The sequence below is a fragment of the Pantoea sp. At-9b genome (genome assembly GCF_000175935.2).
In the GTDB taxonomy this organism is placed as follows: domain Bacteria; phylum Pseudomonadota; class Gammaproteobacteria; order Enterobacterales; family Enterobacteriaceae; genus Pantoea.
The window spans coordinates 1,657,412-1,671,840 of sequence record NC_014837.1 but is presented as its reverse complement, the minus strand read 5'-3'; the positions used below and the strand labels follow the sequence as shown (position 1 = coordinate 1,671,840).

General features: G+C 55.6%; 15 protein-coding genes. 2 read left to right on the top strand and 13 right to left on the bottom strand.

The genetic code is table 11. The features are described 5' to 3' along the window. Nucleotides 1-107: 107 nt before the first annotated feature. Genes ycfP through hinT form a run of 6 tightly spaced genes read right to left on the bottom strand, consistent with a single transcriptional unit; the run spans nucleotide 108 to nucleotide 3,895 of the window. Nucleotides 108-650: an alpha/beta hydrolase YcfP gene (gene ycfP / locus PAT9B_RS07615; protein ID WP_013508676.1), complete on the bottom strand. Its 543-nt coding sequence runs from the start codon at nucleotides 648-650 to the stop codon at nucleotides 108-110. A gap of 39 nt (nucleotides 651-689) precedes the next feature. After that, nucleotides 690-1,733 carry a beta-N-acetylhexosaminidase gene (nagZ, locus tag PAT9B_RS07610; RefSeq protein ID WP_013508675.1) on the bottom strand — a complete coding sequence of 348 codons (1,044 nt, stop codon included), beginning with the start codon at nucleotides 1,731-1,733 and terminating at the stop codon, nucleotides 690-692. 17 nt (nucleotides 1,734-1,750) lie between these two features. Beyond that, nucleotides 1,751-2,566, bottom strand: a complete 816-nt coding sequence (thiK, locus tag PAT9B_RS07605) for a thiamine kinase (RefSeq protein WP_041525759.1) — start codon at nucleotides 2,564-2,566, stop codon at nucleotides 1,751-1,753. Then, a complete protein-coding gene (lpoB, locus tag PAT9B_RS07600) occupies nucleotides 2,553-3,149 on the bottom strand; it encodes a penicillin-binding protein activator LpoB (RefSeq protein WP_013508673.1) in 597 nt (198 codons plus the stop codon). Before lpoB ends, thiK begins: the two co-directional genes overlap by 14 nt. 10 nt (nucleotides 3,150-3,159) lie before the next feature. Further along, a complete protein-coding gene (locus tag PAT9B_RS07595) occupies nucleotides 3,160-3,525 on the bottom strand; it encodes a YcfL family protein (protein ID WP_013508672.1) in 366 nt (121 codons plus the stop codon). Between the two features lie 19 nt (nucleotides 3,526-3,544). Next, nucleotides 3,545-3,895, bottom strand: coding sequence for a purine nucleoside phosphoramidase (gene hinT / locus PAT9B_RS07590; RefSeq protein WP_013508671.1), 351 nt, complete (start codon nucleotides 3,893-3,895; stop codon nucleotides 3,545-3,547). 352 nt (nucleotides 3,896-4,247) lie between these two features. On the opposite strand from hinT, the gene PAT9B_RS07585 reads away from it, so the two are divergent. Both PAT9B_RS07585 and PAT9B_RS07580 read left to right on the top strand, forming a co-directional pair. Continuing rightward, entirely contained in the window at nucleotides 4,248-5,840 is a 1,593-nt protein-coding gene (locus PAT9B_RS07585; protein WP_013508670.1) for an MFS transporter, read from the top strand. Nucleotides 5,841-5,849: 9 nt separating this feature from the next. Next, nucleotides 5,850-6,989 carry a glycoside hydrolase family 105 protein gene (locus tag PAT9B_RS07580; protein ID WP_013508669.1) on the top strand — a complete coding sequence of 380 codons (1,140 nt, stop codon included), beginning with the start codon at nucleotides 5,850-5,852 and terminating at the stop codon, nucleotides 6,987-6,989. 49 nt (nucleotides 6,990-7,038) lie between these two features. Here PAT9B_RS07580 and ptsG read toward each other — a convergent pair whose 3' ends face one another. The 7 genes from ptsG to fabF form a co-directional block, all read right to left on the bottom strand. Further along, nucleotides 7,039-8,472: a PTS glucose transporter subunit IIBC gene (ptsG, locus tag PAT9B_RS07575; RefSeq protein ID WP_013508668.1), complete on the bottom strand. Its 1,434-nt coding sequence runs from the start codon at nucleotides 8,470-8,472 to the stop codon at nucleotides 7,039-7,041. Between the two features lie 288 nt (nucleotides 8,473-8,760). After that, nucleotides 8,761-9,552, bottom strand: a complete 792-nt coding sequence (locus PAT9B_RS07570) for a metal-dependent hydrolase (protein WP_013508667.1) — start codon at nucleotides 9,550-9,552, stop codon at nucleotides 8,761-8,763. Between the two features lie 18 nt (nucleotides 9,553-9,570). Then, complete coding sequence (gene holB, locus PAT9B_RS07565) at nucleotides 9,571-10,560, bottom strand: DNA polymerase III subunit delta' (RefSeq protein ID WP_013508666.1); 990 nt, start codon at nucleotides 10,558-10,560, stop codon at nucleotides 9,571-9,573. Further along, nucleotides 10,557-11,192 carry a dTMP kinase gene (gene tmk, locus PAT9B_RS07560; RefSeq protein WP_013508665.1) on the bottom strand — a complete coding sequence of 212 codons (636 nt, stop codon included), beginning with the start codon at nucleotides 11,190-11,192 and terminating at the stop codon, nucleotides 10,557-10,559. Before tmk ends, holB begins: the two co-directional genes overlap by 4 nt. After that, complete coding sequence (gene mltG / locus PAT9B_RS07555) at nucleotides 11,182-12,201, bottom strand: endolytic transglycosylase MltG (RefSeq protein WP_013508664.1); 1,020 nt, start codon at nucleotides 12,199-12,201, stop codon at nucleotides 11,182-11,184. Before mltG ends, tmk begins: the two co-directional genes overlap by 11 nt. Beyond that, nucleotides 12,198-13,013 carry an aminodeoxychorismate lyase gene (pabC, locus tag PAT9B_RS07550; protein ID WP_013508663.1) on the bottom strand — a complete coding sequence of 272 codons (816 nt, stop codon included), beginning with the start codon at nucleotides 13,011-13,013 and terminating at the stop codon, nucleotides 12,198-12,200. The genes mltG and pabC overlap by 4 nt, the downstream gene beginning before the upstream one ends. Nucleotides 13,014-13,133: 120 nt before the next feature. After that, on the bottom strand, nucleotides 13,134-14,375 hold the full coding sequence (gene fabF, locus PAT9B_RS07545) for a beta-ketoacyl-ACP synthase II (RefSeq protein ID WP_013508662.1): 1,242 nt from the start codon (nucleotides 14,373-14,375) through the stop codon (nucleotides 13,134-13,136). Nucleotides 14,376-14,429: the final 54 nt, after the last annotated feature.

The following is a 14,429-nucleotide window of genomic DNA, read 5'->3' as shown; positions in this document are numbered from 1 at the left end:
CATGGCGGGATCGGGATATCACAACAAAATTGATGTACATCAATCTTTCAATGGCATTATCGGAATGTTACACAAACATTGCGCCGCAGGACGCGGCGCAGGCAGGATTAACCCAATGTTTTGAAGGCTTTTATGCGTTGAAGATGCGGTGCGATGTTGCTGAATTTATGACTGGCTGCTTCATCCCAGACAATCTCATAGAAGTGATGTAACTGCGCGGCACTGCGTTGATTATCCAGCGCTTCATCATGGCGTGACAGAATGGTCAGGCAATGATCGCGGTTTTTTTCCCGAAAGTTACTGACGCATTTGGTGGCGATGTCCGCGTACTCCTCCGGGCGATCAATTTTGCCTTCCATATTCTCTTCCGGGAACAGGTTCGGATTAAAGATCACCTGGCGAATGCCACACAGAAAGCCGATACGCTCGGCCCAGTATCCCCCCAAGCCGACGCCGCAAATCAGCGGTCGGTCATCGGCCGCCTGATGCAGCAGCTTGTCACACTCTTTGAGCAAAAACTGCATATCGTGTTTTGGGTGGCGGGTGCTGTAACTGATCAGCCTGACGTCCGGGTCAATAAACTGCAATTGCAGCACCTTTTCATGGTTGCCCGGACTGTTGGAATCGAAACCGTGCAAATAGATGATCATGATTATCCTCAGCGTGGTGAACGTTCCGGGCAGCGGCCATTATCTGCCCGACGCTTTATGTGCCAGCCAGCGGTGTTGCAGCTCACTGAGCTGGCGCTGATTTTGCTGCCAGCGCGTGCTGGCCTGTAGCGTGTCTCGCGTGAATCGTCCCTGATGGTATAACTGCGACACCCGTGTCGCCCCGATCGGGATCAAATTATCCAGCACGCTGATGGCACCCTGACGATGGTTACACACCAGAATCATGTCACATCCGGCGTTCAGCGACTGTTGTGCGCGTTCGGCATAGCTGCCCATCACCGCAGCCCCTTCCATCGACAAATCATCGGAGAAAATCACCCCGTCAAAGCCCAACTCTTCCCGCAACACGGTTTTCAGCCAGTAAGGCGAACCGCTGGCAGGCAACGGGTCCACCTCAGTATAGATAACGTGGGCAGGCATCACCGCATCTAACGCGCGCTCGTCAATCAGTTGCTGGAAGATCGCCATATCATGCTGGCGCAGGGTCGCAGCATCACGCGGATCGCGTGGCGTCTCTTTGTGGGAATCGGCACTCACCGCGCCATGGCCGGGGAAATGTTTGCCGGTGGTTTTCATGCCCGCTTCATGCATGCCCGCAATAAAGCGACGCGCGACTTGCAGCGCGATTTGCGGATCGGCATGGAAGGAACGATCGCCAATTGCGGCACTGATATGGCCAATATCCAGCACCGGAGCGAAGCTGATGTCGATATCCAGCGCAATCATCTCTGCCGCCATTTGCCAGCCAGCCTGCTGCGCCAGTTCTCCGGCAGTGGACAGATCGTGCAGTGCCGCGAATGACTGCATCGCCGGTAGCAAGGTGAAACCCTCACGGAAACGCTGTACGCGCCCGCCTTCCTGATCGACGGCGATCACCAGTCGGCTATGCGATGCCGCGCGGATCTGCCGCACCAGCTCGGCCAGTTGCGCCGGGTCATGATAATTGCGGGCAAACAGAATCAGCCCGCCCACCAGCGGATGTTGCAAAATTTCCCGCTCCTCGGCGTCAAGCTCGTAGCTTTCGACGTCAAGCATCAGTGGTCCGGGGTTATTCATCGTCATCATATAATCCTGTAAAATCAAAGGTCTTGCCAGCTGGCACGCGCCAGTTGTTCCAGCGTGTCATCCTGGCTCTGCTCGGCGCGCAGTTGATACCAGCTGGCCATGAGCAGTTGTAGCCAGGGTTGCCAGCGTTGTATGTGTTGATGTAACACCGCAGGGATCAGCTGTGCTGTCTCTGCGTAAGCGGCAATCCATGCGTCAGCCTGTGGTGGATCGACCACACAAATTGCAGCCAGTTCCAGTGCAACATCGCCGTCTGCGGCGTATTCCCAATCAATCAGCCGCAACCCGTTGGCGGTGACAAGCAGATTGCCGGGATGCACATCCATATGGATCGGTGCCAGACGCAGCGGGCGCGGCTCTCCCCGCGACAGCAGTTGCCGCAGCCGCCGCTGCCAGCGCCAGTTTCGCTGCTGACACAACTGCCAGTAACGCTGCAACAACGGCGCAAGTGACAGGCGATAGCCCGTTAGCGGCTGTTGATGCAGATGGTAGAGTAAGTGAATCACCGCCTCACGCCGGGCGCTAAAGGCGGCGGGCGGCAATGTTTCGCCTGGCAACCATTCAACCAGCAGCCAGGGTTCACGCCAGCCCAGTGCCCGTGGCGCCAGTTGCGAAACCTGTAGTTTATGCAACAGGCGAAATTCACGTTGACGATCAACAAACGGAATCGGTGCCGCGGGTGAACGTCGCGCCAGCAATACGCCTTGCTCGCCGGTGATGCGCACACTCTGCCCGCTCAGTCCAGGCAACGTGAAAAAATGACCGCCAGCTTGCGCCGTCGGCCATTGTTGTTCAATCAGATATTTCAGCTGACTATCAGGGCTGTGCAACACCGTTACCTGACCAGATGATTTCGCCGGTCTGTACCAACATCAGCTGCATTTGTAACGTCGGCGCTTTCACATCACCCGCCGCGTTGCTGTACAACACATATTGCGCATTAACGTTACGTGCCAGGCCAATCGCTTTGCTGCGCGAGTTGAGGCTGTCATCCGCCGATAAGCCCAACGCCTGTTTTGCCTGAGCCAGTTGCTCCGGCGTCACCAGCGTAAACTTGCCGTTGTTCGCCAACGCATTTTGGATAGCATCGGTGGCTTTGTCGCTCTGCAACGCGCCATTGGTGCTATTTTTGATGCGATCCACCATCAGCACGCTGCCCGGAGTGACCCCGGCTGATTGCACCATGTTAGCCACCAGCGGTTGTACACTGGCGCTCCAGTTGATGGTTTTCAACTTCGGCGGCTGCGGTACCGTTTCCGGCGGCTGTTGCGGCTGGGTCGGCGGTGGCACCGGCTGGGTGGGTGTGGTCGGCTGGGTCGGTTCGACCGGTGCCGGCGTTTGCTGTTTAATTACACAGCCGGTCAGCATCAGCGCAAATAATAGCGCGCCGGAACGTTGTAAACTGCGAATCACGAATTACTCCTCAGAGATAAAGATAGAGCCGCACCTTGCTGGCGGTCAGATTGCCGATTTGCGACGCGGCTTCCACGCTGCCATGCGCAGGGACGGTGAGCGTTTGTGCCGGTTCACGCGGGGTGATTTCCAGCCCTTTATCGTCGTACCAGTAATAACGATAGTGTAGGGTAACCGGCGTTTCGCGTTGATTATAAAGCACGCTGGAGGCACGCAGTTGCCCATCATTGCCCGCCAGCTTCGGTTCATCGGTGATGATACCGGCCGACAGCACTGATGATTCCATCACCAGCGACTGCGAAGTATTGATCATCGGCTTGTCACTGCTGCACCCCGCCAGGGTCAGCAACAACAGGCCGCTCAGCCATTGACGCATAGCAAGTCCTGCCTGAGGTTTAGTCAACCAGCATCGGACCCAGCGGTTTGCCGCCGACCAGATGCATATGAATATGGTAAACCTCCTGGCCGCCATGACGGTTGCAGTTCATGATCAGACGATAGCCATCTTCGGCGATCCCTTCATCACGGGCGATTTTCGCCGCCACGGTAATCATGCGCCCCAATGCCTGCTCATGTGCGGCCTGCACGTCATTCGCAGTGGGAATCAGCACGTTAGGGATGATCAGAATATGCGTGGGTGCTTTGGGCGCGATATCGCGGAAGGCGGTAACCAGTTCGTCCTGATAAACCACGTCAGCGGGGATTTCGCGACGGATGATTTTACTGAAAATGGTCTCTTCAGCCATGATGCATTTCCTTAAACCTGGAGTTTAGTCAGGCAGTATGCGGGAGGAATTCTATTTCTTTCAACCTCAGGACCACTTTTCTTACATTAAATGGCTGCGTTTACACCACTTTTCCACGCGAAAAATCGCGCGGCTACACAATTTTGGCATTTTCCCCACCACTAAAATGAAACGCTGTTTTATAAATTAGATTTATCACCCGCGTTTCTTTGTGATTTTGCCACTTGTGCAGCGAACCTTGCTAAATCGCGAAGGTTTAGCCCGGCTTCCCGCTCTACTTTCTAACCAATCCGAGCCAGCTGTCCGGAAGGATGAGGGATGTACACCACATTTGTCTCAGGGAGTACCTGCAATGCGCTCACGTAAGATTGGTCTGGGCCACTATCTGGCCTATGGTTCCGGGGATTTCCTCGGCGCTGGCACCACGGCACTGACTGCCGCCTGGTTGCTCTATTTTTACACCACATTTTGTGGGCTGACACCGATTGAAGCGACCTTTATCTTCGCCGCCGCACGCGTGCTGGATGCGCTGGTCAGCCCGTTAATGGGTTTTCTCACCGACAACTTCGGCTCCACCTGGCTGGGTAAGCGCTTTGGCCGCCGTAAGTTCTTTATCCTGCTCGGTATTCCTTGTGTCTTCAGCTATAGCCTGATGTGGATCGCCGACATGAGTTTCTGGTGGTATCTGCTGACCTACCTGCTGTTCGATATCGTCTACACCATGATTCTGGTGCCCTATGAAACACTGGTACCGGAGATGACCGATGATTTTAAACAGAAAACCCGCTTCTCGGGTGCACGTATCGCCCTGGCGCAGCTGTCAGCGATTCTGGCGGCATTTCTGCCGGGCATCCTGATTGCCTGGTTTGGCAAAGAGAATCCGTTGTCGTTTTTCTATGCCAGCCTGGTGTTCGCGGTGATCTGCGCACTGGTGCTGACGCTGGTATGGCGCTTTACCTGGGAGCGCCATCCGGATGACTTCTCAGCGGAATCACTGCGTGCCGAGCAGCAGAAATCCGGCCTGACGCTGTGGCAAAGCCTGAAACGCCTCTACATCGAACTCGGTTCGACGCTGCGCATTCGTATCTTCCGCCAGCATCTGGGCATGTATCTTGGCGGTTATATCGCGCAGGATGTCTTTAACGCGGTGTTCACCTGGTATGTGGTGTTTGTGTTGATGCAAAGCGCGCAGATTGCTTCCAGCCTGATGGGCACCATGGCCGTACTGCAATTTATCGCGGTGATGGTGATGATCCCGCTGTGTATCCGCCTCGGACCGGCACCGGCCTATCGCCTGGTGGTGGTGCTATTTGGCCTGAGCGCCCTCTCCTATGCAGGCTTGTGGTACACCGGCATGAACAACAGCATGGCGTTGCTGGTGCTGATATCTGGCTTTGCCGGGCTGGGCCGCGGGGGTATCAACTATGTCCCGTGGAACACCTATACCTATATCGCAGACGTGGATGAAGTGATCACCGGTCAACGCCGTGAAGGCATCTTTGCCGGCATTATGACCCTGACGCGTAAAGCCTCGCAGGCCGGAGCCGTGATGCTGGTCGGCATCGTGTTGCAACTGGCGGGGTTTGTCTCCGGTCAGGCCACGCAGGTACCGGCAGTGAGCCATACCATTTTGGCGATCCTCAGCATTGGCACCGTCTGCGTGCTGACCTGCGGTTTTCTGGTATCGCTGCGCTTTAAACTCAATTTACATACTCACACCGTGCTTCGCGAAGAGACGCTGAAGATGCGGGATGCCGGACGTCCGCTGCCGGAGCGCATCACGCCGCAGGCACGTGAGATTGTCGAAACGCTGGCCGGTATGCCCTACGAAAATTTATGGGGGAACAACAACGTTGGCTACCTCAATCGCCTCAAGCCTGCTGCACCGCCCCTGCCGCGCAGGCCTGGTGAGCTACCCCCTCTCCCTGCCCCTTCAAAACGATAGGAATAGACCATGACCGTATTTCCGGTAAAACAGAGTGACCTGTTACGTCAGCCCGAGTATCTGCTGCCACGCAAGGAATTGGTGCAGTTGATCCATCAGTTGACGCACAACCTGGTCAATATCAGCGACGAAAGCGGCGAGTTTTTGCTGCGCCTCGACGATGGCCGCGTAATTGATACCAAAGGCTGGGCCGGATGGGAGTGGACACACGGTATCGGACTGTACGGTATGCTGCATTTTTACCAGCAGACGGGTGATCAGGCCACGTTACAGATTATCGATGACTGGTTCAGTACCCGGCTGGCGGAAGGTACGCCCACCAAGAACGTCAACACCGTCTGCCCCTTTCTTACCCTGGCGTATCGCTATGAAGAGACAGGCAACGCCGCCTGGCGACCGGTACTGGAGCGCTGGGCTGAATGGGTGATGTATGAGATGCCGCGCACGGAAAACGGCGGCTTGCAGCACATCGTGTATAACAACGAGAATCCCCAGCAGTTGTGGGACGATACCCTGATGATGAGCGTGATGGCACTGGCGAAGATTGGGCAGTTGCTGGAACGGCCAGAATTTGTCGAAGAGGCCAGTTTCCAGTTTCTTCTGCATACCCAGTATCTGATGGATCGCCAGAGCGGTTTATGGTTCCACGGCTGGAATTTCAACGGTCGCCATAACTTTGCCGAAGCCCGTTGGGCGCGTGGTAACAGCTGGGTCACCATTGTCATCCCGGATTTTCTCGAACTGATGAACTGGCCTGAACAGCACGCCACCCGTCGTTTCCTGTTACAGGTGCTGGAGAGCCAAGTCAAGGCGTTGGCAGGCTGCCAGCACAGCAGTGGCCTGTGGCATACCCTGCTGGATGATCCGCGCAGTTACCCTGAAGCCTCAGCCACTGCCGGTTTTGCCTACGGTATTTTGAAAGCAGTGCGGAAACGTTATCTGTCACGCGACTATTTACCTATCGCGGAAAAAGCGTTGCGTGGGGTGATTGCCAATATTGATGAAGACGGCGAGTTGAAACAGGTGTCGTTTGGCACCGCGATGGGCAGTGATTTGGACTATTACCGTCAAGTGCCCCTGACCTCGATGCCCTATGGTCAGGCGATGGCGCTGCTGTGTCTGACCGAGTATTTGCGGGTGTATTTATAACAAAACGGCCCCCAATATGGGGGCCGTTCTTCATCGTTCGACGATGTGATTACATATTACGGATGTAATCATCCATTTCAGTTTTCAGGTTATCGGACTTGGTGCCGAAGATGGCCTGAACACCAGAACCTGCCACCACCACGCCACGCGCGCCGAGGCTTTTCAGTTCCGTCTGGTCAACTTTAGCCACATCCGCCACGCTGACGCGCAGACGGGTAATACAGGCATCAAGGTTAGTGATGTTCTCTTTACCACCGAATGCGGTAACCAGTTTACCGGCCATCTCGCTACCGGTGGCGCTGCTTTGCTCAACCGCAGAATCTTCACGGCCCGGCGTTTTCAGGTTCAGTTTGGCGATCAGCACGCGGAACACGGTGTAGTAGATCAGACCGTAGATGATACCCACAATCGGGAACAACCAGATTTTGCTGCTGTTGCCACTCAACACCACAAAGTCGATCAGACCGTGTGAGAAGCTGGTGCCATCACGCATACCGAGCAGGATACAGATCGGGAATGCCAGGCCAGCCAGAATGGCGTGGATGACATACAGGATCGGTGCCACGAACATAAAGGAGAACTCGATCGGCTCGGTGATACCGGTCAGGAACGAGGTCAGCGCAGCGGAGATCATGATACCGCCCACTTTGGCACGGTTTTCCGGTTTTGCGGAGTGCCAGATAGCGATCGCAGCGGCAGGCAGACCGTACATTTTGAACAGGAAGCCACCAGACAGTTTACCCGCAGTCGGGTCACCCGCCATATAACGTGGAATGTCGCCATGGAATACCTGGCCCGCCGCGTTGGTGAATTCACCAATCTGCATCTGGAAAGGTACGTTCCAGATATGGTGCAGACCAAACGGCACCAGCGCGCGCTCAACCACGCCGTAGATACCGAAAGCCACTACCGGGTTCTGATAGGCTGCCCACTGTGAGAAGTCCTGAATTGCGGTACCGACCGGTGGCCAGATGAAGGACAACAGCACACCCAGCACGATCGCCGCCAGGCCAGAAATAATCGGTACAAAGCGTTTACCGGCAAAGAAGCCGAGGTATTCCGGCAACTTAATACGGTAAAAGCGGTTAAACATATATGCCGCGATCGCACCGGCGATGATCCCGCCCAGTACGCCGGTATCGGCCAGATGTTTCGCTTCGATTTCAGCCGCAGGCAGATGCAGTACCAGCGGGGCCACTACCGCCATGGTTTTCACCATGATGCCGTAAGCCACCACCGCCGCCAGCGCGGAAACGCCGTCGTTGTTGGTAAAGCCAAGCGCCACACCAATGGCAAAAATCAGCGGCATGTTGGCGAACACCGAACCACCCGCTTCGGCCATTACATGCGAAACGACGGCAGGCAACCAGCTAAAGTTAGCTGAACCAACACCTAATAAAATACCGGCAATCGGTAATACCGACACCGGTAACATCAGCGATTTACCTACCTTTTGCAGGTTCGCAAATGCGTTCTTGAACATAGCGTGAAGCTCCTGAGTATGAGTGCATTTCGCGCAGTGCGCGTGGCCGAGGGGGGAGGACCCTCAACCGGGATGACGCTGAGCGTCTTTTGATTTATTACGAAGAGTAAAATAAATCGATTTTTCTTACTTTGACGGCTATCACGTTTCGCTCATGCGGCCGTCTGGCTTTCAGGTAATTCTGACTGACTTGCTGCTATTTACGACAATAAACAACTGGCTGTGCCCTTTCAGGCACAGCCAGTCTGATGAATTTCTGATTAATTACAGAGTTTGAAATAAAGTGCGTTAGCCGCCAAGACGGCTCATCGGCACATGAAACAGGCGGGAGAAATTCTCCGTAGTGGCGGCGGCCAGGGTTTCAATGTCGACGCCTTTCAGCACCGCCATATAATCGGCAACGTCGCGGGTAAACGCGGGTTGGTTCTCTTTACCACGGTGCGGTACCGGAGCCAGATAGGGGGAGTCGGTTTCCACCAGCATCCGATCGAGCGGAACATAACGCGCTGCATCGCGGATTTGCTCAGCGTTGCGGAATGTCAGGATACCGGAAAACGAGATATAGAAGCCCATATCCAGCAGTTTCTCCGCCGTCTCGCGGTCTTCGGTGAAACAGTGCAGCACGCCGCCGCACTTCTCCACCTGCTCTTCACGCAGGATCGCCAGCGTATCGTCACGCGCATCACGGGTATGCACGATAATTGGCTTATTCAGCGCAATACCGGTACGGATATGCTCACGGAAGGAGGCCTGCTGCTGCGCCTTGGTTTCCTGCTGATAGAAATAATCGAGGCCGGTTTCGCCCAGCGCAATCACACGATCTTCCGCCGCCAGACGACGAAACTCTTCCACATCGTAAGGCGTTTCCTGATTAAGTGGATGCACGCCACAGGCCAGCGCAATGTTATCGCGCTCACCCACCAGCGCTTTCAGGGTGTGGTAATCCGGCAGGGTGGTCGCGATGGCCAGCATAAATTTCACATCACGCGCCGCCGCTTTGGCGATCACATCATCCAGATCACGATGCTGCTTTTCATAATCCAGGCCATCAAGGTGGCAATGGGAATCAACAATAAACATACTTCTCTCTTTTTACCGTTATCCGAAGGTCGCCGGGGTGAGCAGACGACTCCAGCTCAACAGGCGATCGGTCAACATTAATTCACGATTGAGCGCCGCCACCTGTTGCAGTTGCTCGCGGCACTGCATCCATAGCTGTACGCTGGCATTCAGGGCGCTGCTGTTCATCTGCTGCGCCAGTAACGTCACCACATCGGGGCGATCGCCATTGCTCAGCCAACGGCTGGCACCCTGTTGCACCTTCATGGCATCGACCAGTAGCGAGAGCAGCCAGCCGAGGCGATCCGCAACATCATCGCTATTCAGGCAAGGCAGCAGTTGCAGGATGTCCTGTTGCAGCGCACCCGGCAGCGCGTTGCAAAGCGTCTGACGCGCCTGCCAGCGTTCAGGTTGCAACAGCGCCAGCGCCGCAGCGGGTGCGCCGTTACTCAAGCGCAGCGCCGCACGTAACGTCTCCTCCGGCTGCGAAAGCTGTTTTTGCAGCCATTGCAGGCTGTGGATCTCATCCGGTGGCGACAGATGCCAGGTCATACAACGGCTGCGCAAGGTGGCAAGCAGACGCGAGGGTTCGCGGGTGCTGAGGAAAAACCAGGTATTGGCGGGTGGCTCCTCCAGCGTCTTCAACAAGGCATTGCCCGCCGCTTCGGTCAATTGCGCCGCGTCAGGCAGCCACACCACCTTGGCCCCACCCTGCTGGGCAAAATGGTACAGCTTTTCCGTGACATCGCGTACCGCATCAATCCCCAGCGAGGATTTGCCTTTTTCGGCTTCCAGTCGATACCAATCCGGGTGCGTCTGCGCCTGCATCAACTGACAACCGTGGCAGTGTCCACAACTCTTCAGCCCTTCCGGTTGCTGGCACATCAGCCAGCGGCTGACACCCCATACCAGGGCATCATCACCCATCCCCTCAATCGCCTGAATCAGCAGCGCATGGTGCGCCTGACCGCTCTGATGACGGGTAATGATGCGCCGATAGGGTTGGTTCAGCCACGGATACCAGTTCATGCCGTTTGACCCACCAGCCAGTGGTGTATCGCCGCTTTGATTGACGCCGTCACCTCCGGCAATGTCTGAGTGGCATCAATGGTAATAATGCTGGGATCGGCGGCCGCCAGTGCCAGATAACGCTCACGCGTGCGCTCAAAGAAACGCAGCGATTCCTGCTCAATACGATCCAGCTCACCACGTGCACGGGCGCGCTGCAAACCGATTTCCGGCGTGACATCCAGATACAGGGTGCAATCCGGACGAAACGCGCCCAGTACCGCATCGCGTAGCGTGGTCATCAGTTGGGTATCCAGACCGCGTCCGCCGCCCTGATAGGCTTGTGATGAGAGATCGTGACGATCGCCGATCACCCAGGCTCCCCGCGCCAGCGCAGGCTTGATCACGTTTTCCACTAATTGCACGCGTGCGGCATACAACATCAACAGTTCGGCTTTGTCCGTCACCTGCTCGCCCTCAATGCCCTGCTTAACCAGCACGCGCAATTGTTCCGCCAGCGGTGTACCGCCCGGTTCGCGGGTAAACACCAGATCATCAATGCCCTGCTCGCGCAGCACCTCGACCACCGCATCACGCGCGGTGGTTTTGCCCGCCCCTTCAAGGCCCTCAATGACGATAAACTTACTTTTCATTTTTTTCCTTCATCGCCAGCCGATACGCCTGCACGGCTTTATTATGGCTGACCAGATTGGTGGTGAAGGTGTGACCACCTTTGCCATCCGCAACAAAATAGAGGTAATTGGTTTTTTCCGGGTGTGCTGCCGCTTCCAGCGAAGCCCGGCCCGGCATCGCAATCGGACCTGGCGGCATACCGCTGATGGTATAGGTATTGTAATCGGTTGGCGTGTCGAGATCTTTACGCGTTATCGTGCCGGTGTAGCTGTCACCCATGCCATAAATCACCGTCGGATCGGTTTGCAACTTCATACCAATCCGCAGACGGTTGATAAACACCGAGGCAACGCGCGCCCGTTCTTCACTGACACCGGTTTCTTTCTCGATGATCGAGGCCATCGTTACCAGATCCTGCTCCTTTTTATAGGGCAGATTATCCATGCGGCCCTGCCAGATTTCATCCACCAGTTTGTTCATGCGCATATGGGCGCGTTCCAGCAGCGCCACATCACTGGTGTTGGCGGTATAAAGGTAAGTGTCAGGATAGAACCCACCTTCCAGCTGGCTGGCATCGAGTTTCAACGCCTCTGCCACCGTCGCGAACTGATCATCTTTCAGGGTGTGTTTCAGATAAGGTGCGGCGCGCAGCTGCGCCAGCCACTCTTTGAGGCGCGAACCTTCAACGAAACGGACCGGGAACTGCGCTTCTTTACCGCTCGCCAGCAATTCCAGCAATTGACGGACCGTCATATTGCTTTCCAGGCGATAAGTACCGGCTTTAAAGCGCGCCAGTTCCGGCTCCAGCTTTAACAAGGGACCAAACCACGGGCCTGGCGCGATGACATGCTCGCTTTCCAGCTGTGCTTCAAGCGCCACCCGTCCGGTGCCCGCAGGCAGGGTAAAAATGGTTTCCTGGTGCAACGTCAAAGGTGTATCGGCGAAACGTTCAATCTGCCAATAGCTAAAGGCCGCAGCGAGGCCAATGATCACCGTGGCGCCGGCGATAATTTTTTTCATTCGAGTCATGATGCTTCCATTTTCTGGCAACTGGCGAACAGTTGCTGGTACAGCGAACGTGCGTTAAATGTCATGTCGTCAATGCTACGCACGGGTAAAACAGGCATCAGAGCATTGCATATCACCACTTCATCTGCGGCGAGTAGCCTCTCTCTGCTGCCTTCAATCAACTGGCAATCCTGGCCTGCGGCTGCCATCTGCGCCATCAGATAACGCCGCATAATCCCGGCAACACCCGCCTGCTCAAGTCGCGGGGTGAAGACAGCATCGCCCTCGCGCCAGAATAAATTGGCCGCACAGCATTCCACCACCGTCCCCTCAGTGTCAAGCACCAGCGCCTCGTCACCGTCTGTCTGGTCAAGATGCTGGCGGATCAGTACCTGTTCCAGCCGGTTTAGGTGTTTGATCCCTGCAAGCCAGGGATTGCGTCCCAGCCGAATCGGACTGGTTATCAGACGTGCGCCCTGCTGGTGCAGCGCGTGATAATGCTGCGGCCAAGGGGAAAGTGAAACAATACGTGTTGGCGCGCTGCATCCCGCACGGCTATAGCCGCGTCCCCCCGCGCCCGGGGTCAAAATGACTTTTAACACCGCCTGTGATTGGTGCTGCGCCGCGCTGCGCATTTCTGCTTCGAGCTGTGACCAGTCAGGCTCGGCCATCAACAACCGTTCACATCCCCACTTCAGGCGTTGCAGATGCGCCGCTAACAGCAGGATCTGTCCCTGTTGTACCGCCGCAGTGGTAAAACAGCCATCACCGAACTGCACCGCCCGATCGCGCGCAGCCAGTTGCGTCTGTTCTGCGCCATTTATCCACATCATAACGACCCCAATGAATTGACCTTGCTTTGAATATCATTGAAGGCCGTAAGATTCTATGCGACTGCGTGACAAAATATAAAAAAGGCCCGCATTGCGGGCCTCTGTCGGGAACGGTGCGACTTACACCTTGCGGAAAATCAGTGAACCGTTGGTACCACCGAAGCCGAAGGAGTTACACAGCGTGTATTCCAGACCGCTGACCTGACGTGCCGTATGTGGCACAAAGTCCAGATCACAACCTTCATCAGGATTATCAAGGTTGATGGTCGGTGGAACCGCCTGATCGCGCAAAGCGAGGATCGAGTAGATAGATTCTACCGCGCCCGCTGCACCCAGCAGGTGACCCGTCATCGATTTGGTTGAGCTGACCATCACAGAACTGGCCGCTGCGCCGAAGATCGATTTCACCGCTTGTGCTTCGGCTTTATCACCGGCTGGCGTCGAGGTGCCATGCGCGTTGACGTAACCGATCTGCTCCGCATTTAGCTGAGCATCACGCAGTGCGTTGACCATTGCCAGCGCCGCGCCTGCACCGTTTTCCGGTGGCGAGGTCATGTGGTAAGCATCGCTACTCATGCCGAAGCCAACCACCTCAGCATAAATTTTCGCACCACGTTTCTTCGCGTGCTCGTACTCTTCCAGTACCACGATGCCTGCACCGTCGCCCAACACAAAACCATCACGATCTTTATCCCACGGACGGCTTGCCGCCTGCGGATTATCGTTACGGGTGGAGAGCGCACGCGCCGCACCAAAGCCACCCACACCCAGCGGGGTACTGGCTTTTTCTGCACCACCGGCCAGCATCACATCGGCATCGTTGTAAGCAATGATGCGTGCGGCATGACCAATGTTATGTACACCTGAAGTACAGGCCGTGGCGATAGAGATGCTCGGACCTTTCAGGCCATACATAATCGTAAGATGGCCAGCGACCATGTTTACAATGGTAGAAGGCACAAAGAACGGGCTGATTTTGCGTGGACCGCCATTGACCAGCGAGGCGTGGTTTTCTTCAATCAAACCCAATCCGCCGATGCCGGAACCAATCGCCGCACCAAAACGACCAGCATTTTCTTCAGTTACGACCAGACCGGAGTCCTGCATAGCCTGTATGCCAGCAACGATGCCATATTGGATGAAATCATCCATCTTGCGTTGATCTTTACGCGAGATGAAGTCATCACAATTAAAATCTCTTACCAAACCTGCAAAACGTGTTGCATAGGCACTGGTATCAAAATGGTCGATCAGGGTAATGCCGCTCTGACCGGCAAGGAGAGCACTCCAGGTAGACTCTACGGTATTGCCGACAGGAGACAACATGCCAAGACCGGTCACAACTACACGACGCTTAGACACGTTCGTCCTCCAGGGAGGGATAAAAAAAAGCTATGTGGGACAAACTATAAAACT